Source organism: Bacillus cereus group sp. N12 (assembly GCF_016483575.1).
GTDB lineage: Bacteria > Bacillota > Bacilli > Bacillales > Bacillaceae_G > Bacillus_A > Bacillus_A toyonensis.
The window spans coordinates 51,997-75,073 of sequence record NZ_JAEHBO010000015.1 but is presented as its reverse complement, the minus strand read 5'-3'; the positions used below and the strand labels follow the sequence as shown (position 1 = coordinate 75,073).

The window sequence follows — 23,077 nt, the reverse complement described above, 5'->3', positions numbered from 1 at the left end:
GAGTAGCGCTTTTTAATATTTATTTAGCTTCCCCGTCTTCAGTCGTTTTTACCTTCGTTTTATTTTTATCACGATGGTTATAGTTATACTTTGAACGATCTACTGGAGTGAAGCCTTCTGGTGTGTAGAATCGTAATAAGTCACCATTTACGACTTGGTCAGAGTATTTTAATGAGTTTTGAACCATTTGTTCATTTTGTTTTATTTCATCTGTTAATTCTACAGGTTTTCCAGTTGTTGTATCATAATATTTTCCGTTCAATGCCGTAACTGTTGGGCTTACATAATTACCGTTACGGAATGGAACGACTTGTTTATGATCTGGTGATAATAAATCTGAACCGAATTGAACATAATTTTTCGTATCTGTACCTAGTAAGTGTAATAACGTTGGAAGAACGTCAATTTCACCGCCATATTGATGTTGTACGCCACCTTTCACTCCTGGTACACGAACGATTAATGGTACACGTTGTAACTGTGCATTTTCAAATGAGTTCATTTCTTTACCCATTACTTGTGACATTGCTGCATTATGATTATCTGAAATACCGTAATGGTCACCGTACATAACGATAATTGAGTTATCGTATAAGCCAGATTGTTTCAAGTAATCGATGAACCCTTTTACAGATTCATCTAAATATCTTGCTGTTTGGAAATACGTATCTACTGATGAGTCACCTGTTTTCGCCGGTTCAATCGTTGCTTCCGCTTTATCAATAGGATAAGGGAAATGGTTTGATAACGTAATGAACTTCGTATAGAACGGTTGTTTTAACGTTTGTAATAATGGAATTGATTCATTAAAGAACGGTTTATCTTTTAAGCCATAGTTTACAACGTCTTTTTCGTTCATATCATAGTATGACGCATCAAAGAATTTATTAAAACCAAATGATTTATAAATATCATCACGGTTCCAGAACGTTTTGTAGTTACCGTGGAACACTGCTGAAGTGTATCCTTGTTGCCCTAAAATAGCTGGTGCCGATTGATACGTGTTATGAGCTTTATTTGTAAATACAGATCCTTGCGGTAATCCGTACATTGAGTTTTCTAACATGAACTCCGCATCAGATGTTTTACCTTGTCCTGTTTGATGGAAGAAGTTATCAAAGTATAACGTATTCGCATCTTTTGTAAATGAATTTAGAAATGGTGTAACTTCTTGACCATTTAATTGATAATCGATTAAAAAGTTTTGGAATGACTCCAAATGAATATAAATTACGTTCATTCCTTTTCCTTTACCGAAGTACTCAGGATTTGGACTTGCATATGTTGATGCAAGATAATTTCTAACTTCTGTCATATTATCTCCATCAGCTAATGCTCGTTCTGTTGATGCTTTCGCACTTTGAATACCATCATAAATCGTATAATTGTATGCCCCTAAATATTTCACGATATAATTACGGTCAAACGTTCTTGTTAACAATTCAGGACGGTCAGATTCTGCAAGCCCTAGGTTCACACTGAATAATAAAATACCCGCTACAAATACTAGTGATAGTTTATGTTTCGCAACACGAATAGGTTTTGGATTTGCAAATTTTGTTGCGACTAAAACAATTAAAATAATTGTATCTAAGAAATATAGTGGATCATATAAGTGTAGTAAAGCGAAAATACTACCACCTAAATCTCCAAAGTTATTCGTTTGTGTTAATGTCGGGAACGTAATAAAATCACTGAAAAAGCGATAATATACTACGTTTGCGTATAAAAGTATCGACAATAACAAATTAATAATAATTACCCAAATATAAGATCGTTTCCCTTTTGCAAATAATGCAAGTCCTAAAAATAGAACTGCTGAACTAAGCGGGTTAAAAAACAGCAAGAATTTTTGGATTGTGTTTGAAATTCCTAAATTAAATTCCGTTACATAGGCTGCATATGTTTTGAGCCATAATAAAATAACGGCAAACAGAAAGAATCCAAAATGATTACTTAACACACTTTTGCTCTTTAATAAGAATTGTTTCATTTCTCCACCTCTTTTGATCATCCAAGGCTTATTTTTTATAAGTCTGTCTCTCTATTCATTTTTTCTTCTTCAAATAGATTATTTTTATTTAACTATATGAAGAATATTAGTAATTATAATTTGAAGCTAGTATTTATTCAACTATTTCTTTCTAGACATTTTGACCTTGGTTTCTATTTAACAAAATACATTTGTAACATTTCCTGTTTTCTCCCAAGTTTCATCCACTAATTATGACACCACATACTATAAACCTTTATTCACTACTTCGCAAACTAATCTATCTCCATTTTTGGTACATTTTTCACATAAAAAAATAGTGTATTTTAATCTTATTACTCAAAATACACTTCTCCTGTTACAATTAACTCCTTCAATTCTATACACATTACATGTCATCTATATGTCAAAAATCTATGCAATCATAACATTACAACTTCTTACCACCATAAATGTTATATTTGAATAATTATTCATTTCGTACCTTGGTCTTCATCTCTTTTCAACAAAACCCCCGCTCTAACAAAGAGCGGGGGTTTTCATCATATATTATTGACCTTTATACATTGCATCTACTTGTTTTTGAAGTTCTTCATTTTCTAAGTACTCATCGTAAGTTGCCTCTTTATCGATTACACCGTTTGGTGTTACTTCGATAATGCGGTTTGCAATTGTTTGTACGAACTGATGGTCATGAGATGTGAATAACATTGTACCTTTGAATGCAATTAAACCGTTGTTTAATGCAGTGATAGACTCAAGGTCTAAATGGTTCGTCGGATCGTCAAGTGTGATTACGTTCGCACCACTTAACATCATTTTAGATAGCATACAACGAACTTTTTCGCCTCCAGATAATACAGAAACGTTCTTCTTAACTTCTTCACCTGAGAATAACATACGGCCTAAGAAACCACGTAAGAAGCTCTCTGACTCATCTTGTGGAGAGAATTGGCGTAACCAATCAACTAAGTTGAAGTCACTGTTCTCAAAGTATTTAGAGTTATCTCTTGGGAAATACGATTGAGATGTTGTAACACCCCATTTGAATGAACCGCTATCTGGCTCCATTTCACCCATAAGGATTTTAAATAATGTTGTCATCGCAATATCGTTACGACCGATAAATGCAACTTTATCACCTTTATTTAAAGTGAAGTACACATTATCTAACACTTTTTCGCCATCAATTGTTTTAGAAAGTCCTTCAACAGTTAATAAGTCATTTCCTATTTCACGCTCAGGTGTGAAACCAACGAATGGATAACGACGTGATGATGGTCTAATATCATCTAATGTAATTTTATCTAATAATTTTTTACGAGAAGTTGCTTGTTTCGCTTTAGATGCGTTTGAGCTAAAGCGTGCAATGAAGTTTTGTAACTCTTTTACTTTCTCTTCTTTTTTCTTATTAGCATCTTGTGTTAATTTTAAAGCTAATTGGCTTGACTCATACCAGAAGTCATAGTTACCAACATAAAGTTGAATTTTACCGAAATCAAGATCAGCCATGTGCGTACAAACTTTATTTAAGAAGTGACGGTCATGGGATACAACGATTACTGTATTTTCAAAGTTCATTAAGAAGTTCTCTAACCATTGAATCGCTTTTAAGTCCAAGTGGTTGGTAGGCTCATCTAGTAATAGAATGTCAGGTTTACCGAATAAAGCTTGAGCAAGTAATACTTTTACTTTCTCTGCCCCAGTTAATTCTGACAATTTCTTATCATGAAGATCTTCACCAATACCAAGTCCTTTTAGTAAGATTGCAGCTTCTGACTCAGCTTCCCAACCGTTAAGCTCAGCGAACTCACCTTCAAGTTCAGCAGCACGCATACCATCTTCATCACTAAAGTCTTCTTTCATGTAAATAGCATTTTTCTCTTGCATTACTTTATAAAGTTGCGTGTGACCCATAATTACTGTTTCTAATACTGGGAACTCTTCATATTCGAAGTGGTTCTGTTTTAATACTGCTAGACGCTCACCTGGCGTAATATGTATGTCACCTGTTGATGGTTCGATTTCTCCAGATAAAATCTTTAGAAATGTTGATTTACCAGCACCGTTTGCTCCAATTAAACCGTAGCAATTACCTGGCGTGAATTTTATGTTAACATCTTCAAACAATTTGCGATCCGCGAAACGCAAACTAACGTTACTTACTGTAATCATTTGTGTCCTCCTACTAATACCGCTTATTTCAGCGTTTTCTCACCGATTGTCTTAAAAAATCGCATATTACGACTCAATTATTGTAGACTATAGCTATTATATAGTAGAAGCTGGATGAATAGCAACGGTTGATTACCTTTCTACAATGAAATCGGATAGTTTTTATCGATTCTCACTCTGTAATACATTGGATTAATTTCCTATTTTTAATTTTTATATACAGAAAAAACTGTAGAGAAAACATTCCCTACAGTTTTTTCTTATTTCGTATTTATTATTTTCTCTTTATAACTCTTCAATTTACTCGTTAACCCTATTAAAGCAGGTAACAATATCGGCATCACGGTTAAAGCTAATAGTAATAGTGCAACGCCAACAACTGATGCTACTTGTATAAGTGTCAATACACCTGACGGAATTAATGCAGCAAATGTCCCGCCTAAAATTAGCGCCGCTGATAATACAACTCCTCCTATATGACGAGATGCAGTTACAATTTTCGTTACCGAATCCCCTTCTATCTCGTTATAGCGCATCATTACGAAAATACTATAATCCACTCCTAAAGCGACAATCATAATGAAGCTAAAGAATGGAACATTCCAGCTTAATGAATCTACATGTAATACATGTGCACTAATTTGTTCGCTTATACCAAGTGATGCAAAGTACGCTAATAGTAATGAGCCAATAATAAATATTGTGTTTAGTAATGAGCGTGTAATTACGATTAATACAATCGCAATTCCAATCAACATAATTGTAGCTGTACGTAAGAAATCTTGCCCGGTTACTTCTTTTAAATCAACATTTCTAGCTGTTGTCCCGCCGATCGCTTTTTTCGCCGTTTTTAATTCAGTACCATTTAGCGTACCATCTATCGTTTTATTAATTTCTTGAATGATTGGCATCGCTTCTTTTGAATACGGATTTACGTCTAAAATGATTGTCATTTTAGCAGTCTTTCTATCATGTGACATGTACGTATTCAATGCTTTTTGGAAATCTTCTCCCGCTAACACTTCTTTAGGAATATAAAATTTCTCAGAGCTTTTTGACTCATTAAGCTCGCCTAAATATTTCTGAGCATCCCCTAGGCCGTTACTTACTTTTCCAAGCCCTTCTGTACTTTTAGATAAGCCGGATTGTAATTGCCCCATCTTTTCTTGCAGGTCTTTCAATCCAGTTAAAAGCTGCCCTTGCCCATCATTTATTTTTGTTAAGCCGGATTGTAGCTCAGATGATTTGTTTGCAATTTGTTTTGAACCTGTAGCTCCTTCGTTTAATCCAGTTTTTAGTCCGGCAGCTCCTTTTTGTAACTCGGTAACGCCATTATTCATTTCCTTTAAGCCGTTATCTACTTTCAGTAATGATTGATTCGCTTCTTTAAATGAATTCACCGCAGCTTTATGTTGCACTGCTAATTGATTTAATTCTTTTGAAAGTCCACTTAATTGCTTTTGAGCTTCCTTCGCAATTCCTATCGTTTGCTGTACATTAGGATCATTTGCTACTTCTGGTTTCGTTTGAATGAAATTAGTCATTAACACTTCAATTTGTTCATATCCTTTTTTCGCACCGTCAATCGCTTGAGAAATACTTCCGAAGTATTTCTCGTAAGAACTTAAACCCTTTTCTAACTGTGCATAACCAGCATGAAGCTGTGACGTTGCACCCGATAGGACATTTATATTTTCATTTACTGAAGTTAACCCACTCTCAATTTGCTGCGCTCCTTGTGCACCTTCGTTTATGCCAGTGGATAATTGATTTAAAGCTGTTCCTAATGCTGATACTCCATTTTTCGCTTCGTTCGTTCCATCAATTAACTTTTGAACATTTGCAAGACTATTTGAGTCATTACTACCCATTTTATCTTTCGCATCCGTTAAGCCATCATTAATTTCCTTTATGCCACCATTGGCATCGCCTAAACCAGTATTTAGTTCTCCCGCTTGTTTATTTAAATATAATTCTTTTATCTTATCACCAGTTGGACGCGTCGGTGCATATACTTCTGAAACACCTTTAACTTTCGAAATTTTATCAGTTAATTCATCTAAAGTTTGTAGAGACGTTCCTTCATCTAATTTTTTGTTAGATTGAATCACTAACGTACTTGGTGAAGAAAATCCTGGTGGAAAATGTTCTTCTATCACATTAATACCCATTTTTGATTCATACTTATTATCCACTTCAAACAAATCATTGTAATTCAGTGTATTAGAGTATTTTAATACGAAAGGAATCGATATCACGAATACGATGATTAAAGCAACAAATGGTCTTGCTACTGAATTTTTAGCAAAGAATCCCCATAAACGGCTATCCTCATGACCTTTAAATGTTTTAACTGGATAAAACATTCCTTTTCCTAAAAGCACCATAAAAAATGGATTTAAAGTGGTTATTACGAGTAGTAATACTAAAACACCAATTGCTACCGCTGAAGTAGATTGATATAATTTAAAACTCGCTAAAGCAAGTGATGCAAAACCAATTAGCACCGCTATCCCGCTATATAAAACGGTTTTACCTGCCGATTTAAATGTTTCTTTCGTGGCCAAAAATGCATTTTCTTGTTTACTTAATTCTTCTTTAAACCTCGTATATAATAAAATGTTGTAATCTGTTCCTACTCCAAACAGTACGACAACTACAAACACTTGCGTAAAGTTAGAAAACGGAAAATTAAATTGATCTACAAGATGAGCAATAATACCCATTGAAACTAAATACGATATACCAACTGTAAGAAGAGAAACAATTGGAACAATTGGTGAACGGAATACAATGATTAATACTATAAGAATGAAAATGATTGAAATAACTTCAGTCTTTTTCACTCCCTCTTGAGAGGATGTAAGAAAATCACCCGCTATTAAGTCACTTCCTGTTAAGTACGTTTTTACTCCTTTCGTTTGCACTTTTTTATGAAGATTATTTGCAACTTTTGATATTTCACCATGCTTTTTATCTATTGATATTTGCGTTAAAATAGTCGTATTATCTTTAGAAACTAATTGTTTCTCCAATTCTTTATTATCTAAATGTGAAACAACTTCCTTAATTCCTAATTGCTCTTTTTCATTTTGCAAAGCGTTGATTGTTTTTGTTATTTCCTCTTTTTGCTCAGTAGTTAAAGCTGCTTTATTGCCACTATTAAATACGGCGATAACTTCGTATTTTTCAACCCCTTCTTTATCCATTTCTTTGATCATTTTGTCAGCAATACTGCTTTGTTCTGTATTAGGAATTGTAATTTTCCCTTTTTCCTTCACTAATTTATCCATATTAGGCATCGTTACGACCATTGTAATAGTAATAACTATCCATAATAGAAAAGATAAACTTCTCCAACTTTTTAACTTGCTCATTTGAATCATCTCCCGTTTTTAGCGTTTCATGTTAAATTCGGAATGAACATTCATTCCTATCCTTTTAAAACTATCATTACGGAATGAACGTTCATTCCTATCACTCTATTAAATTATTTTTAAAACCCTTTTAAATTACCTTTCACGGAATGAATATTCATTCCTGTCCTTATAAAGCTATAGAATCAAATGATTCTAATAGCATTCCAACAACTTTCTTCCAGTTCTTTTACCAATTCTTCTGTATATTCTAATTGCCCTGTTTCCATTACTTTAATTAATTTTTCAATTGGTTGATATACAATGATAATTAAAGCAATTGGTGGTAATGGACGAAGAAAACCTTTTTCGATTCCATCTTCAATTAAGTTCATAAAGAAACCCATAAAGTCCTCGAATATTTCATTACTATGCTTATCGAGAAAATAACTATCACAGTGAGAATTTGTAAAAAGAAAAGCATCTGCATTTTGTCTCGCAAATTCAAATAAACGGTTGTACGTATGGCTAAACTGTTCACGAATATTTGCATTGACTGGAAAATCGGTTTTTATTAATTCTGATAGTTGTAAAACGCTTTTCGTAAATAAAGAATTAACTAACGACTCTTTATTTTCAAAATAACGATAAATGGTACCTGCACCTACTTTTGCTTTTTCAGCAATCATCGGAATTGTTGTACCATCATAACCTCGCTCTGCAAAAAGTTGTATTGCAGCATCAAAAATGTCTTCTTGTTTGTTTTTAGCCATTTTTCTCACCTCAATTTTCAGGAATGAAAATTCATTCCGTTTTTAATTATAAATTACATGGATTAAAAGTCAAGTGCGCTACACAGTTCCGTTATGTTTTTTAATTCCATATCTGTCAGTGACATTATATCAGCAATTTCCAGAATATATCAGCGCAACTCACATTTTATCAGCGATTTTCAAGATATATCGACTTAACGACAAAAAACAACAAAATAAGAGTGAACTGTACCAAAACTTTATTTGGTACAGTTCACTTTCAAATATACAATTAAAAGAAATCATAAATAAACGCTTCACGCACCGGGACTACATTTTCAAATGTTCGTATCTCCTCTTCGCTTCCACTAATTAATTCCAGCTTACTTAGCTCTAACGGACGTTTGTAGCCAAGCATTATTGTAGATAGCGCATTAATGTCCAGCTTTATTCCTTTATCAATTGTTTCTTCTTTCATAATTGTTATTTCATGATTTGCAAGTCTCACTACTACGTTATTCCACGGAGCAAATGAATCTGTAATATGTAAGATCACTTCTTGCTGTACATCGTTCCAGTTAAATTCATATTTACTTAAGAACTGCTCTACATCTACAATTCTGCCCATAAAATATGGTTTCACTTCTGTCTTCACGCGTGGCTCTTGCAATGTATATAACAACGGTTCGTTTTCACTTACTGTCATTTCAAGTTCTTTAATCATAGAATCATGCTGGCAAATAAAGTTCCACAGACCATTTCGTGCTTCATTATGCAGTGGTACAAATTCTTCTACTGTCATTTTATAGTTTTCTATTTTATATAACATGTAACCAGCTGCCGTTTTATTTTCATCATAGTAAATCGCTAATGCTAAATCATCATAAACCACTTGTAACCACCAGTTTTTCTCTCGAACTAACATACCTGAAAAACGTTCTGCAAAGATTTCATATAGCTTCTCGACTTCTTCTGGATGATTTTCTTTATTGAAACGTTTCACGGTGCCATTTACTTGTTTTTTCATAACTAAATCGCTCTTAGTCATATGACATACGAGAAGATTCGCACAAAGTTCCCAGCCGTATTTACGGTAAAATGAAACAGAAAATGGATGTAACATCGATACTGTATATCCATCTTTTTTCATCGTTTGAAGAGAATGCTGAAGTAGCTCTTTTACATACCCACTTCTTCTATACTCAGGATACGTCGCTACCCCTGCAACGCCGCCCATTTTAAATGTTTCTTTTCCTATGTATATATGAAATGGAATAAGATGTAGTTTTGCTGCTAAGTCTTCCCCTTCCATAATGCCGTATATTTCATGACTTTCTTTCATTCGAGTGATTTGCCGCTGCAATCGTTCCTCATTTACTTTATATTGAAAAGCGTATTCTGATAAACGTAATGCTTCTCTAAATTTATCTTCTTGTAATTGTATGACATTCATATAATTCTCCTCCATTCCCTGATTGAATTGTATCATAATTCTTACTATTGTAGTTCGGTAAGTGAAATTACACAGACGTTTCAACAAAAAATATCGAATTTACAACAACCTAACATAAAAAAGCAGATACATAATGTATCTGCTTCTCATCACCTTATTTTGCTAACTTTTGAAATTCTTCAAAGAATGTAGGATATGATACGCCTACTGCTTCTGCATCTTCAATTGTTGTTTTTCCCTCTGCTAGACAGCCAGCAATCGCAAGCATCATTCCGATGCGGTGATCACCGTAACTATTTACTGTACTGCCTTTTAGAGCTGATTTTCCGTATATAATCATGCCATCATCAGTTGCTTCTATGCGAGCTCCTAGTTTCGTTAACTCCGCAACGACTGTATCAATACGGTTCGTTTCTTTTACTTTTAACTCGTGTGCATCTTTAATAACTGTAATACCTTCTGCTTGTGTTGCCGCTAAAGCGATAATTGGAATTTCATCGATTAGTCTTGGAATAATATCCCCACCAATTTCAATTCCTTTTAATGAAGATGTTTCAATCGTAATGTTTGCAGCTGGTTCTGATGCCCCTTCGTTAATCGGCTCTACAGTAAATGTAGCACCCATTGTCTCTAAAACATCAATAATACCTGTACGAGTTGGATTCATTCCTACATTTTGTAATACTAGTTTACTATTTGGAATAATTGCTCCCGCTACTAAGAAAAATGCTGCTGATGATACGTCACCTGGTACTTGAACGTCTGTCGCTGTTAACTTCTGTCCACCTGCAAGTTTCACTGTTTTTCCCTCACGAGTTACGTTAACACCGAATGCTTCAAGCATTCTTTCCGTGTGATCACGCGAAACATGTGGTTCTGTAACAGCTGTTACACCTTCTGCCCGAAGACCTGCAAGTAAAATAGCTGACTTTACTTGTGCACTTGCAACAGGAGAAATATACTCAATTGCTTTTAAATCTCCGCCACGTATTGTGAGCGGCGTAAACGTTCCTTCTTCTCGGCCATCAATTTTTGCGCCCATTTGTTTTAATGGATTTGTAACACGTTTCATCGGTCTTTTTGCGATAGACGCATCACCTTGTACGCAAGAGAAAAATGGTGTATTTGCTAATATTCCTGACATTAATCGTATCGTTGTACCAGAATTACCAACATCTAATACAGCTTTCGGTTCTTGTAAGCCTTCAATTCCTTTTCCGACTACAGTTACTTCATCACCATTTTGCGTGATTTCTACTCCCATTTCCTTAAAGCACGAAATCGTACTTAAACAGTCTGCACCGGGCAAGAAACCTTTAATTGTCGTTTTTCCTTCTGCAATTGCGCCGAACATAACAGCACGATGTGAAATGGACTTATCACCTGGAATTGTAATGTTGCCGTTCAATCCGCTATTTATAGGTTGTATCGTTCTTTCTTTCATGTTTTCACCTTCTCATTTAAATTGTTTCATAAGTTGGGTATTCTTCTTCTCCAAGCGCTAGTTTCGCTTTCATACGATCGTCTTCTCTTTGGAAGCTAATGCGTAATACGCCAAGCAATCCTTCTCGCGCTTCTAATATTTGCAAGTTCGTAATACTAATTTCTTCACGCGCCAAAATACTCGTAATATGAGCCAATGCCCCTACTTTATCTAAAACATCGACGTATAAGTCGTGATAGGCAGGAATTGCCCCTCTTTTTCGTACTGGTAAAGAATCACGGTATTCTTTCGCATCTGCAAAATAGTTTTGAATCTCGCCTGCATCTCCAGTAGAAACAGTATCATATAATTCTTCCATTTCAGAGATCCACTCTTTTAATAATACCATTAAATGCTCACGATTTTGCTTTACAATATCACTCCACATTTTCGGGCTACTAGATGCAATGCGTGTAATGTCTTTAAATCCGCCAGCAGCTAGCTGATGAATGAGCGGATTATCTCCTGCATGTTTCTCCACTTGCTTGACTAACCCTGCTGCGATAAGATGCGGAAAATGACTAACGATCCCTGTTACATAATCATGCTCTTCTGTATTTAAAACGAGAAAATGAGACCCCGTTCCCTTTAACCAACCTTTTAGTTCTTCCACTTGTTCATTTGGCACATGGTTCATCGGTGTTAAAATGTAAAATGCATTTTCAAATAAATGTGCTTTTGCACTTTCAACCCCAGTTTTATGAGAACCTGCCATCGGATGTCCACCAATGAAAGAAATTTCCTTTGAAAATAAAGCTTCCGCTTCGTTCATAATTGTTCCTTTTGTACTACCAACATCGGTCACTATCACATCTTCTCGTAAACGAAATGACGCTAATTTGTGTAATAACTTCTTCGTTTCTTCAACTGGAGAAGCAAAAACAATTAAATGTGCCTCTTCACATGCACGCTGTAAATCTACTGCTACTTCATCTACTACGTGTAATTCTTTTGCACGCTCTACTTGCTCTTGAAATATATCATAACCTGTTATCGTTACATCGTGCTCTTTCTTAATTGCTAATGCGAGAGAACCTCCTATTAAGCCTGTTCCAATTAATACTACCTTTTTACACATTTGCCTCATCTCGAGACTTATTTTTCTTATTTTCAAAGTGTTGTTTTAACACTGAAATCACTCCTTCATTTTGCTCCCTTGTGCCGACTGTAATACGGACACCATTCGGGAACGGACGAATAATAAACCCTGCGTGTGCACAAGCTTCATAAATCTCTCCACCATTCTCTACCGGTAAGAAGATGAAGTTTGTTTGTGACGGATAAAATGGAATTTCGTTTTCCTTACAAAAACTTTCGTATTGTTGTATTCCCTCTGTATTAACACGTACAATTTCTTCAATAAACGCTTCATCGTTAAAAGCAATCGTTGCTGCTTTTTGCGCTAATGAAGATACGTTAAATGGCAAACGTACGACATTTAATTTCTCGATTAACTCTTCCTGGCCAATCGCATAACCAACGCGGAAAGAGGCTAATCCGTACGCTTTAGAAAACGTTCTAAGTACAAGAATGTTGTTATGTTTTTCTAGAAGCGGTAATGTCTCAGGGAAATCTTTTGCTGTTACGTATTCATAGTACGCTTCATCAATGACAATTAACGTATTTTCACTAATGCTTTCAATGAACTGAATCAATTTTTGCTCATTCACATATGTGCCTGTAGGGTTGTTCGGATTACAAAGCCAAATGATTTTCGTATTGTTATCAACTGCTGACGAAATTTCATCTAAGTCGTATACACCGTTATTTAAAGCAACTTCTTTCACTTCACAACCTTCAATAATTGCATGATGACGGTACTGTGGGAATGTTGCACCTGCCGTTACGATGTTATCTCCAGCTCGAAGTACGGCGCGACTTATTATTTGAATGACCTCATCTAAACCACTACCGCAAAGTATTTGTTCCATTTGAACTTGTAATTTCTCTGCAATTGTTTGACGGAGCGTTGTAGCACCTCCGTCAGGATATAAAGCATGTTCCAACCACGATTTTTGTAACTCTTCTAACACTCGTGGCGAACAACCGAATGGATTTTCATTCGATGCTAATTTCACAAACGAATGATCTCCGTACACTTCTTTCATTTGTTCTGGTGATTTACCTAGTTTATATGGTTGTAAGGATGATAGTTGATCTTTTACTTGCATGTTAAACCCACCTTTTTTAAAATTCTTTTGCGTATTTGTTATGTTGTGTAATGTTTTGCTTTAATAATTCTATACGATCTTTTCCGAATTGTTCGACTAGTGCATCTGCAAGTTCCCATGCCACAACAGATTCAGCTACTACACCTGCTGCTGGTACTGCGCAACTATCAGATCTTTCAATACTCGCTTGGAATGCTTCTTTCGTATCAATATCAACGCTTGCTAACGGTTTGTATAATGTAGGAATCGGCTTCATAACACCTCTTACAACAATCGGCATTCCCGTTGTCATACCACCTTCTAAACCGCCGGCATTATTCGTTTTTCTCGTGTACCCTTTTTCTTCATCCCAAAGGATTTCATCGTGCACTTTACTTCCTGGCTGTCTTGCCGCTTCAAAACCAACACCAATTTCAGCACCTTTAAATGCATTAATACTCATAATAGCACCAGCGAGTTTTGCATCTAATTTACGATCGTAATGAACGTAACTACCAACACCAATTGGCATACCTTCTGCAATGACTTCGACAATACCACCGATTGAATCTCCACTACTTTTTGCATTATCGATCGCATCCATCATCTCTTGTTCTACTTCTTTATCTAAACATCGAACAGGTGAATTTTCAGTTATCGTTTGAATCTCTTCAATTGATAAGTTGGAAATATGCTTCGCTTGCACCCCACCAATTTCAAGCACATGCCCTGCAATTTCCACACCTAACTCTTTCAAAATTTGTTTCGCAACTGCTCCAGCAGCTACACGAACTGTCGTTTCTCTTGCAGATGAGCGCTCTAATACGTTTCTTATATCACGATGACCGTATTTAATAGCTCCGTTTAAATCTGCATGTCCTGGACGTGGTTTTGTAATTGTGCGTTTCATTTCTTTACTTTCTTGCTCTGAAATTGGGTCTGCACCCATTACTTTCGTCCAATGTTTGAAATCATCATTTTTTACGATTAACGTAATCGGTGAGCCAAGTGTCATCCCGTGACGAACACCACTTACAATTTCAACTGTATCTGTTTCAATTTGCATGCGTCTTCCGCGCCCATGTCCTTTTTGTCTTCTTAATAATTCCTTATTAATATGTTCCGCTGTTAATGTTAAACCTGCCGGTACACCTTCTAAAATAACTGTTAACTGCGGACCATGTGATTCTCCAGCTGTAATGTATCTCATTTCTCTTGCTCCTTTACTATTTTTTTGTACAAAAAAGTCCCTACTGAGCGCTCAGTAGGGACGATATTTATCGCGGTACCACCCTAGTTGTAGACAACTATCGTCTACCTCTCTTCTTCTTTAACGATCGTTTGACCGTCTTACCCTCCAAAAGTTATCGGGAAAGATGCTCCAAGGCTGTAATTCATGCTTATCTTTGTACTGATTCACACCGACCATCAGCTCTCTTTAACAGTGAGATAAACACTACTGTTTCCTCTTCAGCGCATATATGATATGGAATTAAGATAATTTATTTTTGAAACCTTTTAACTCATCCATGAATCTATGGAATTCTGGAATGTCCATTTGTTGTGCAGAATCTGATAATGCAACTGCTGGATCTGGATGAACTTCAGCCATTACTGCATCAGCTCCAATAGCAAGTGCCGCTTTCGCTGTTGGTAATAATAAATCTCTACGTCCAGTTGAATGTGTTACGTCAACGATAACTGGTAAATGTGTTTCTTTCTTTAAAATCGGTACTGCAGAAATGTCTAATGTGTTACGTGTTGCTCTTTCGTATGTGCGGATACCGCGCTCACAAAGAATAATTTGGTCATTACCTTGCGCAATAATGTATTCTGCTGCATTAATGAACTCATCAATTGTTGCTGCTAATCCACGTTTTAGTAATACTGGCTTATTAACTTTACCTACAGCTCGTAGTAAATCGAAGTTTTGCATGTTACGTGCACCAACTTGAATTACATCAACGTATTCTAATGCCATTTCAACATCGTTCGGATTTAAAATTTCACTAATAATCGCTAAGTCGAACTCATCTGCTACTTGGCGTAAAATTTGTAACCCTTCTACTCCTAAACCTTGGAAATCATATGGAGATGTTCTCGGTTTGAAAGCACCACCGCGCATTAATTTTAAGCCTTGGTCTTTCATAGCTTGCCCTACTTGGCGAACTTGCTCTAAGCTTTCTACTGCACAAGGCCCCATGATGAACGTTTGTGTTCCGTCCCCAATCAATTCACCTTTTACATTAACGATTGTATTTTCTTGTTTCTTTTTACGTGATACTAATAACGCCTTACGGTTATCATCTTCTTGTAATTCCAAGCTAGCTTTGAAGATTGTTTTGAAAATATGTTGAACTGTTGACGTTTCGAATGGTCCTTCGTTATGCTCTGCGATCATATCAAGTACTTCACGCTCACGTACTGGATCAAAGCGTTTCGTACCTTGTACTTGTTTTTGCTCCCCGATTTTTTGAACGATTTCACCACGTTTGTTTAAAAGGTGTAATAGTTGTAGGTTAATTTCATCTACCTGTTTACGTAATTGATCTAATTCATGATTTGCCATTTGAAAATCCTCCTCTAATGTTTTAAATATAGTAAGAGAATGAAAAATTCTCTATTTTCTGAACTGGTTAATTATACAAATTTTAAGTGGAATCGATACCTCTTCTTATCTTAAACTAATAATTACCACAAAGACACTATCTACTAGCTGAAAACCACTTTTTTTGTACAAAAAAGCCCTACTGATCCAATCAGTAGGGACGATATTTATCGCGGTACCACCCTAGTTGTAGACTTCTTTCGTCTACCTCTCTTCCTTGTTAACGATCAATGTGACCGTCTTTCCCTTCATAAAGACAATACTATCTTTACTACGAAAAAGATGCTCCAGGACTGTAATTCGCTCTTGTTTTTGTACTGGTTCGCACCAACCACCAGCTCTCTGTTACAGGGAAACAACAACTACTGCTTTTCCTTTCAATGCATGACTATTTTATTTTCAAGTTGGACCACTAAAATACAAAAAGTCCCTACTGAATAAATCAGTAGGGACGATATTTATCGCGGTACCACCCTAGTTGTAGACTAACTTTCCGTCTACCTCTCTTCACTGTTAACGATCAATTGACCGCTCTTTCTTCATAAAGACAATCCTATCTTTACTACGAAAAAGATGCTCCAAGACTGTAATTCATGATTATCCCTGTACTGGTTCACACCAACCACCAGCTCTCTGTTACAGTAAGACTAACCACTACTGTGATCTCTTCATTGCACTTTGTTTATTCAAATGTTTTTGAAATTGAATAAGTATGATTCGTATTATAGAACGCTTTTCAAAACACTGTCAATATGTTTTTTATATATTTTTTAAAATTCCACTTTCGTCCTATATTTCTTCTTGTAAATTCCCCATTACAATTCCGATGCGAATCATCTCATTTTCTATTAAGTTTAATACGTGTTTTTCTATTTCAAACTGGGCTAATCGTTTTTTTATTTGTATGATTTCATTTTCAAGAAAATCAGCTTCCTGACGTGTTTGCAGTAATGTAAAAAACACATTTGCATACATTTCTTTATACGCTTTCATACTCTCTTTCTTTTCAAGCATTTCAATAAATAACTGTTTCATTTCCTCTCCTGCACATTCTCCATTTACATCTATAAATGTACGCGACATAATACGTAATCCTTTTTCTAAAATCTCATCCATGTATAAAATAATACGTAAAATCATTACATATTCTCTCGTTGTTATCTCACCCATTTTTGGTCGTTCTCGTAAAAATATACTGAGCCAAGCTGTCCAAAATTTTTGTTGTTCTTTTACACTTAATGTTTTAACGTAATAGCATAAATGTTGCATAAATTTAATTTTATTCTCTTCATTTTCTCGTATAAGCAACGGATATAGCCAATCTGTTTTTTGTTCCCAATACAGCACACATTTTATAAATACAAAACTAAGCCACTTCAAGAAAGCTTCCCTCGTATGCGGGTGTAAAACTTCTAAATGCTCTACTGCATACTTAATAAACCTCTTCATTTCAGTAAATAAAGGTAAATTTATTTGCGTATAACATAGACCTGCCCAAGCATATTTCGTAATCTCATTTTCTTTCTTTAATTCTAAGTAAGGTAACAAATATTTTCGGCACCATTGTTTCTCAATATGATATAAAAATGTAATATCTGCTATTAAACGCGCAAACATAAAGTTTGTCCGTTCAGAACTTACTCTTACTTGTTCTTCAAATAAAAATAAATATTCATACACATTGCGATCGTATAAATGATCATATGATAACAGTTTTAATAATACAGCTGTCATTTTTCCAACAGGATGCTGAATCGACTCATTATAAAAGTCTTGTTTTCCAATCTTAAAATCTGTATCGCTTTTCATAACTTGAGGAAATACCGAAAAAGCAAAACGTTTTACAAACCGTATACTATTCTCCTCTAACTCTTCTAATCGATTACTAATCTCATATAGAAAACTACTAATTAACCAATGAAACGCAGTGTTTCTAACAAATTTCTGTAACAGCGGAATAATTTTTTGGATTTGCCCATTTGTCAGTCTCCGGTTATTTCGCCACTCTCTAATACAAACAAACCACACTTCGTTACTTATTTCATGCATGCCTATTAATTGGTACGCAAATGAAATACTCCACTCTGTATTCAATTTACATGCCTTTGATAACATCTCTAAAAAATGACGTTGTTCAAAAACACCGTCATTCGAAAATTGCCGAATTTGGTTCATGATTTCATCGTCTTTCAGCTGCAGTAATCCATCGGCAGTTACATTACAAGTAATACTTTGTTCGATAGCCTTTTTTTTAGGTACACTGTATCGATCAGAATGAAAATGCGGATGTTTCTGTTTCATTAGCTCGTATCCTTGTGCTGTTGATGGACTATTTGAATCACAAGTGAATAATAAATCTAAGACTAAACAAACATCAAATGCCCTCTCCTCTGCAAGGTGCTTCATTGCAGTTTGAATGACTTCTTCCTTTGTTTTTTCTAAAGAATGTACGTAATGATTTTTTAAAAGTTGAAACACCTCATGTTTATATGTGACATCTAAAAGAAGCCCTTCCTGTAACAACCATTTCATTTTATCATCTACGCTAACAAATAAATTTTTATTCATCGCATCAATTGCAATTCGCTTTTGAAGCAAACTATTTGCTTCTATCATTTCTGTAATATAATAATTCGCTTTTTTCTCATTGTTTTCACATAAATAGATTAAACACTCTTTTACAATTTGAATTAAAAACGCAAGGTCATTTTGATGAAACTCTTTCTCTACATTTTCCTTATTTCTTTTTTTCAGTGCCGTTTGTCTTAATGACAACATTCGCATCTTCTCTAATCCCATCATCAAAATGGGAACTGCGTAATAAGAAATATGCGGTCTCATCTTCTCATTCCAAATTTGCTCCACATGAGAAAATGTAGACACCGGTAACCGACTCGATTCCTCAAGTTCAATGGATTCTTGTGTATCATTTCCTAACTTTCTTTCACGCTTCAACTTAAGTTTTCCATCCAAAATAAACGTTAGTAACAATAAAGCAATTTCTTTATGCTCAGGAAAAGAACACTTTTGCAATAAGTAAGAGATTTTTTCTATAGATTTACTATCTTTTTCAGCTGTTTCTAATAAAAGGAGTGTCCATCTTGCAAACAACAACGGGTCCATCTTGATCTTCGTTTCGTTTAAATAGCTGCAAATTGTTCTCCATAATAACGGGGATATTTTAGAATGATTTTTAAAAATCAATTGAAATAATTCTTTCTGATGACTAAAAAGAAATTGTTCCACCAACCATTCTGCAAGCAATTCATCTACTTCATCATAGGTTGACGTAAGCAAAAATAAATTTCGTAATTTCCCCTCTGCTTCAAGCCATTCCACCCATTCATAATCTCGGGCAAATTCAACAAAATATCGAACAGTTTCAATTTTTTTAATGGACTGTTTTATGTAGGATAATTGTTCCTGCTCTACTGATGGTGGCACTGTTACAATGTCACGAATACGCATTCTTTTTGTAATATAATTATCCCCCATTAATTCCGCCCAGCGTTTTACCGCTTTGACGAGGGACTGATGATTATTTGATTTATTCGGATACACAATCGGCCTTATCCCTAAATGTTCCCAGTGATACGTATTTTCTCCTTGTGCGACAAATGCATAGCGCCTTGTACTTGGTGGTAAACCAGTTGCTAAATATTTCATTACTGGGTCATTATGGCTATACCCAACGAATAAAACAGTGTAATTGGAGAATAAATCAACTAAAAATCTTCTCGCCCATCCTTCCGTTAAGTAAGCCCTTCCAAAATCACCATCTGTTAAAATTAAAGCTTCCTTTTCTTGTTCTATATTTCCATGTATGTAAGCGAGCCCTTTAAACGCTCTACCTGTAGGTAAAGCAGGTGCATAATAAACGTTTAATTCTCTATTCATTTCGTTCATCGCAGTTGTAAAATGTCGATCAAAATTCGTCGTTACAATGCGAACTTCTGTATCTAAAGGAAACAACCTCGGAATTGCAAAATGAAGCGGATTTGGTTTTGATGTTTCTATATGAACTAGATCTTTTGCAACTTGATGTACATCTTTTGTTTTCGCAATTTTACCAAGATAATAATCATGAGGTTCTGTTATTTCACGCTTTTCGACATATAAAGTTTTTGCAATTTCATCAACTAAATCATCAAAATTCGGTAAGTTTGATTTCCCTTTCATAGAAACTCCCGCTCCAACAAACAATACTAACTTTCCTTGTTCAAGATGATCGATTAACTCATCTGGAATTTCTACTTCTGAAGTAATCCACATTTGGATTCACCCCTTACCTAAAAATGTCATATACTCTCATTTTACTATAACATTTTTTTGTTGTTTTTTTAATATTTAGACATAAATTCGAACATGAAAAAGTTTTATTTAAATATATTAGTTACAATGTATGAACTCCTGAATTTATTGCAAAACTATGTATAAATCGGAGGTGTAACTATTGAATGGTTTTACTGTAGTACTTATCAAATTCATATCGTGCATTATCGCATTTAGTATCGGACTAGCTTTATTTTTCCCTGCAACGTTCGTCCAAATTATTTCATTCAGTCTTTTTGTGACAATCGTATCTTATATGTTCGTTGATAAAATTATTTTAAATCGCATTGGCAATACTGGTGCCATTATGACAGATTTCTTATTAGCGTATTTAAGCGTTTGGATTTTCGGAAATATTTTATTAGACAATTACATGCAAATTGCATGGGGGAGTATCCTTTCAGCGATTGTCTTCACATTATCAGAAGTAATTGTACATCGCTTCTCTAACTCACACACAAGACATCACAACGATAATATTCATATTAATCGCCGATTTGCATATGGTACGGAGTTTGCTGAAGAACAGAATGTATTGGATAAAGATAAGAAGAAGTAACATTTTGATGAAGGAGCTCCCTTTTTAATCATGTGGGCTCCTTTTTCTGTACTATCATTTCGGTACATGAAATGATATAGACTTACCAACAATATTTGATATGTTATCTTCAAATAAAAAACTACCTCTTATTTAGAGGCAGCCACTTTCAAATCTTTTAACGTCACAACATCAGCAAACGCTCCAAACACTACGTTATGATGCTTCACAATATCTTCAGCACGTAACACATCTGTATCAAATGTACTATGTGCATCACTTACTAACGTTACTTTATACCCTTCACTACATGCTCTGCGCGTTGTCGTATCCACACAGTACTCTGTTTGCATGCCTGAAATAATAACATGTTCAATTCCTTTTTCTTGTAACACTTCGTTTAAGTTTGTTTTATGGAATGAATCTGGCGTCGTCTTTTCAACGATACTATCACCCTCTTTTGGTGCAATTGCCGCATGCACCTCCCAGCCATCTGTCCCTTTTTCTAACGGGTGATCTTTTGGCCCGTTATGTTGGACATACATAACCGGAATATCATTTGAACGACATTCTTCAATGAGTTCTTGTAATGTTTCTAAAAACTTTTCCCCATTATGTACTGGTATTCCTGCTGTATACATACCTGCTTGTACATCAATTACTATTAATGCTTTTTTCATTTCGCTCATCCCCTTTGTTTGTATAGGCCATTGGATATTCACTATAGTTGTTTATATTCCATCATCCAACAATCTTCTAATTTCCCCTCATGCAGTTCATGTTCCTTTAAAATCTTCACTTTTTTAAATCCGCATTTTTCATAACACTTTATCGCACGTTCATTATTTACTTTTGGATCCATTGCGATTGCTTCCGCCCCCACGTTCTCTACAATATATGTAATCGCTGCTTGAACGAGTTTTGTTCCGATTCCCTTTCCCCAAAAGGTCGGTTCTCCGATAAATTGATCCATCCCCCATACATTTTGCGATTCTTCATATCCATATAACGCTTTCCATTCAGAATCAACTTGGTACATTTGAATGTATCCGATCGGCACTTCATCAAATTCTATTAAACATCTTTTTTCATGGCTGTTTGGATTATGTATAAAATGAGTAAGCACCATTTCTACAGATTGCGGATTATCGCGTCCTTCGTAATACTGCAAAACTTCTGGGTCTGTTAACCATTTAGACATGATAGGTGCGTCATCTTCTATTACGTACCTAACCAATAAATCTCCTTTTTGAAAAAGCATGTGACACCTCTATTGTTCTTGTATATTTTTCTTTACTATTACATCTTTACTTGCACCTACTAGTGCATATGGTAGTAATGTTATCGCAAAAAATATTGTAAATACATTCAATTGCGAGATTTTATATGGTGTGAACCATTCCGTGAAAAATTGAGAATGTAAAATTCTATTAAAAAACTCTCCGCCCAGTCTAAAGTTTGGTTTCCATTCAGTAACATCACAAATAATAAAAATGAATTGTACAATTAAAAATGCCCCTAAATACCGAAACCAAATTCAATTCCAAATCGGCTGCACTTTATTTAATGTATCTTCCATCTAGCTCTCACCTTTTTTATTTCTATCATATTGATTATACACTTCCCTCACTTTATTTGATAAAATTTTCTATACAATCAAAGATGTTGGGGGAAATATATGATGTCTAATCCTATACAAAAATCAACTTTAATTATCCTTCGAGGAAACTCCGCAAGTGGCAAAACAACAATCGCAAAGGAACTGCAAGAACATTTCGGGCAAGGTACACTATTAGTCTCACAAGATGTCGTGCGTAGAGATATGCTAAAAGTTCACGACACAATGGGTAACTTATCTCATGATTTACTATTTGAAATTACAAAGTATGGAAAAGGAAAATGTGAATTTGTTATTTTAGAAGGTATTTTAAACAGTCGTAGATACGGTAATATGCTGAAAGAATTAATACACCACTTTGATGGAAACGCGTATACATACTACTTCGATTTATCATTAGAGGAAACGATCAGACGCCATAATACAAGAGAAAAACGAATTGAGTTTGGAGAGGATTCATTACGAAAATGGTACAATCCTCACGATACAATTGTAGTGAATAGGGAGACTGTTTTTACAGATGCTTTTACGCAAAAAGATATATTTCATGCGATTCTTAATGATGTTGCGATACGAAAATAAGACCGACAGAATATGTCAGTCTTATTTTCGTTATGTA

Annotated in this window: 16 protein-coding genes and 3 other annotated features; of the genes, 2 read left to right on the top strand and 14 right to left on the bottom strand. The window is 35.0% G+C overall.

Annotated elements, in window-relative coordinates; genetic code table 11:
* Nucleotides 1–19: 19 nt before the first annotated feature.
* The 11 genes from ltaS to JDS92_RS10655 all read right to left on the bottom strand — a co-directional run bounded on the left by ltaS (nt 20) and on the right by JDS92_RS10655 (nt 20,242).
* Nucleotides 20–1,993: a lipoteichoic acid synthase gene (ltaS, locus tag JDS92_RS10705; RefSeq protein WP_016108621.1), complete on the bottom strand. Its 1,974-nt coding sequence runs from the start codon at nt 1,991–1,993 to the stop codon at nt 20–22.
* 549 nt (nt 1,994–2,542) lie between these two features.
* Entirely contained in the window at nt 2,543–4,168 is a 1,626-nt protein-coding gene (locus tag JDS92_RS10700; RefSeq protein ID WP_000633859.1) for an ABC-F family ATP-binding cassette domain-containing protein, read from the bottom strand.
* A 260-nt stretch (nt 4,169–4,428) separates the two neighbouring features.
* A complete protein-coding gene (locus tag JDS92_RS10695; protein ID WP_242475993.1) occupies nt 4,429–7,545 on the bottom strand; it encodes an MMPL family transporter in 3,117 nt (1,038 codons plus the stop codon).
* A 185-nt stretch (nt 7,546–7,730) separates the two neighbouring features.
* Nucleotides 7,731–8,297: a TetR/AcrR family transcriptional regulator gene (locus JDS92_RS10690; RefSeq protein ID WP_001107297.1), complete on the bottom strand. Its 567-nt coding sequence runs from the start codon at nt 8,295–8,297 to the stop codon at nt 7,731–7,733.
* A gap of 271 nt (nt 8,298–8,568) precedes the next feature.
* Entirely contained in the window at nt 8,569–9,729 is a 1,161-nt protein-coding gene (locus tag JDS92_RS10685; protein ID WP_199631918.1) for a GNAT family N-acetyltransferase, read from the bottom strand.
* A gap of 154 nt (nt 9,730–9,883) precedes the next feature.
* Nucleotides 9,884–11,173 carry a 3-phosphoshikimate 1-carboxyvinyltransferase gene (gene aroA, locus JDS92_RS10680; RefSeq protein WP_199631917.1) on the bottom strand — a complete coding sequence of 430 codons (1,290 nt, stop codon included), beginning with the start codon at nt 11,171–11,173 and terminating at the stop codon, nt 9,884–9,886.
* A 16-nt stretch (nt 11,174–11,189) separates the two neighbouring features.
* Nucleotides 11,190–12,290, bottom strand: a complete 1,101-nt coding sequence (gene tyrA / locus JDS92_RS10675) for a prephenate dehydrogenase (protein WP_098711986.1) — start codon at nt 12,288–12,290, stop codon at nt 11,190–11,192.
* Nucleotides 12,283–13,383, bottom strand: coding sequence for a histidinol-phosphate transaminase (gene hisC, locus JDS92_RS10670; RefSeq protein WP_199631916.1), 1,101 nt, complete (start codon nt 13,381–13,383; stop codon nt 12,283–12,285). Before hisC ends, tyrA begins: the two co-directional genes overlap by 8 nt.
* A gap of 16 nt (nt 13,384–13,399) precedes the next feature.
* Complete coding sequence (aroC, locus tag JDS92_RS10665) at nt 13,400–14,572, bottom strand: chorismate synthase (RefSeq protein ID WP_097959418.1); 1,173 nt, start codon at nt 14,570–14,572, stop codon at nt 13,400–13,402.
* Nucleotides 14,573–14,625: 53 nt separating this feature from the next.
* Nucleotides 14,626–14,845 (bottom strand) — a binding site (T-box leader).
* Between the two features lie 9 nt (nt 14,846–14,854).
* Nucleotides 14,855–15,931 carry a bifunctional 3-deoxy-7-phosphoheptulonate synthase/chorismate mutase gene (locus tag JDS92_RS10660; RefSeq protein WP_001273577.1) on the bottom strand — a complete coding sequence of 359 codons (1,077 nt, stop codon included), beginning with the start codon at nt 15,929–15,931 and terminating at the stop codon, nt 14,855–14,857.
* A 192-nt stretch (nt 15,932–16,123) separates the two neighbouring features.
* Nucleotides 16,124–16,360, bottom strand: a binding site (T-box leader).
* Nucleotides 16,361–16,414: 54 nt separating this feature from the next.
* Nucleotides 16,415–16,651, bottom strand: a binding site (T-box leader).
* Between the two features lie 108 nt (nt 16,652–16,759).
* Nucleotides 16,760–20,242 (bottom strand): DUF4020 domain-containing protein, encoded by a 3,483-nt coding sequence (locus tag JDS92_RS10655; protein WP_097959417.1) that lies wholly within the window; start codon nt 20,240–20,242, stop codon nt 16,760–16,762.
* A 181-nt stretch (nt 20,243–20,423) separates the two neighbouring features.
* On the opposite strand from JDS92_RS10655, the gene JDS92_RS10650 reads away from it, so the two are divergent.
* Complete coding sequence (locus tag JDS92_RS10650) at nt 20,424–20,861, top strand: YndM family protein (RefSeq protein WP_001013100.1); 438 nt, start codon at nt 20,424–20,426, stop codon at nt 20,859–20,861.
* Between the two features lie 128 nt (nt 20,862–20,989).
* Here the strand turns inward: JDS92_RS10650 and JDS92_RS10645 are convergent, their stop codons facing one another.
* From JDS92_RS10645 to JDS92_RS10635, 3 genes are read right to left on the bottom strand one after another with little or no spacing between them, the layout of a single operon-like run.
* On the bottom strand, nt 20,990–21,520 hold the full coding sequence (locus JDS92_RS10645; protein WP_000709518.1) for a cysteine hydrolase family protein: 531 nt from the start codon (nt 21,518–21,520) through the stop codon (nt 20,990–20,992).
* A gap of 41 nt (nt 21,521–21,561) precedes the next feature.
* The gene (locus JDS92_RS10640; RefSeq protein ID WP_070173368.1) at nt 21,562–22,101 is read right to left on the bottom strand and encodes a GNAT family N-acetyltransferase; all 540 of its coding nucleotides are present in this window, start codon (nt 22,099–22,101) and stop codon (nt 21,562–21,564) included.
* 9 nt (nt 22,102–22,110) lie between these two features.
* Entirely contained in the window at nt 22,111–22,377 is a 267-nt protein-coding gene (locus JDS92_RS10635) for a YfzA family protein (protein WP_223268667.1), read from the bottom strand.
* 141 nt (nt 22,378–22,518) lie between these two features.
* Between JDS92_RS10635 and JDS92_RS10630 the strand changes: the two genes are divergently transcribed.
* Nucleotides 22,519–23,040 carry a kinase gene (locus JDS92_RS10630; RefSeq protein ID WP_015000635.1) on the top strand — a complete coding sequence of 174 codons (522 nt, stop codon included), beginning with the start codon at nt 22,519–22,521 and terminating at the stop codon, nt 23,038–23,040.
* The last annotated feature ends 37 nt before the right edge of the window (nt 23,041–23,077 follow it).

Bases quoted from the DNA above. Each gene is read 5' to 3' on its own strand.
- ltaS (WP_016108621.1), bottom strand. From the start codon at position 1,993: ATGAAACAATTCTTATTAAAGAGCAAAAGTGTGTTAAGTAATCATTTT.
- JDS92_RS10660 (WP_001273577.1), bottom strand. From the start codon at position 15,931: ATGGCAAATCATGAATTAGATCAATTACGTAAACAGGTAGATGAAATT.
- JDS92_RS10690 (WP_001107297.1), bottom strand. From the start codon at position 8,297: ATGGCTAAAAACAAACAAGAAGACATTTTTGATGCTGCAATACAACTT.
- JDS92_RS10640 (WP_070173368.1), bottom strand. From the start codon at position 22,101: ATGCTTTTTCAAAAAGGAGATTTATTGGTTAGGTACGTAATAGAAGAT.
- aroA (WP_199631917.1), bottom strand. From the start codon at position 11,173: ATGAAAGAAAGAACGATACAACCTATAAATAGCGGATTGAACGGCAAC.
- hisC (WP_199631916.1), bottom strand. From the start codon at position 13,383: ATGCAAGTAAAAGATCAACTATCATCCTTACAACCATATAAACTAGGT.
- JDS92_RS10700 (WP_000633859.1), bottom strand. From the start codon at position 4,168: ATGATTACAGTAAGTAACGTTAGTTTGCGTTTCGCGGATCGCAAATTG.
- JDS92_RS10695 (WP_242475993.1), bottom strand. From the start codon at position 7,545: ATGAGCAAGTTAAAAAGTTGGAGAAGTTTATCTTTTCTATTATGGATA.
- JDS92_RS10685 (WP_199631918.1), bottom strand. From the start codon at position 9,729: ATGAATGTCATACAATTACAAGAAGATAAATTTAGAGAAGCATTACGT.
- JDS92_RS10630 (WP_015000635.1), top strand. From the start codon at position 22,519: ATGATGTCTAATCCTATACAAAAATCAACTTTAATTATCCTTCGAGGA.
- aroC (WP_097959418.1), bottom strand. From the start codon at position 14,572: ATGAGATACATTACAGCTGGAGAATCACATGGTCCGCAGTTAACAGTT.
- tyrA (WP_098711986.1), bottom strand. From the start codon at position 12,290: ATGTGTAAAAAGGTAGTATTAATTGGAACAGGCTTAATAGGAGGTTCT.
- JDS92_RS10655 (WP_097959417.1), bottom strand. From the start codon at position 20,242: ATGTGGATTACTTCAGAAGTAGAAATTCCAGATGAGTTAATCGATCAT.
- JDS92_RS10645 (WP_000709518.1), bottom strand. From the start codon at position 21,520: ATGAAAAAAGCATTAATAGTAATTGATGTACAAGCAGGTATGTATACA.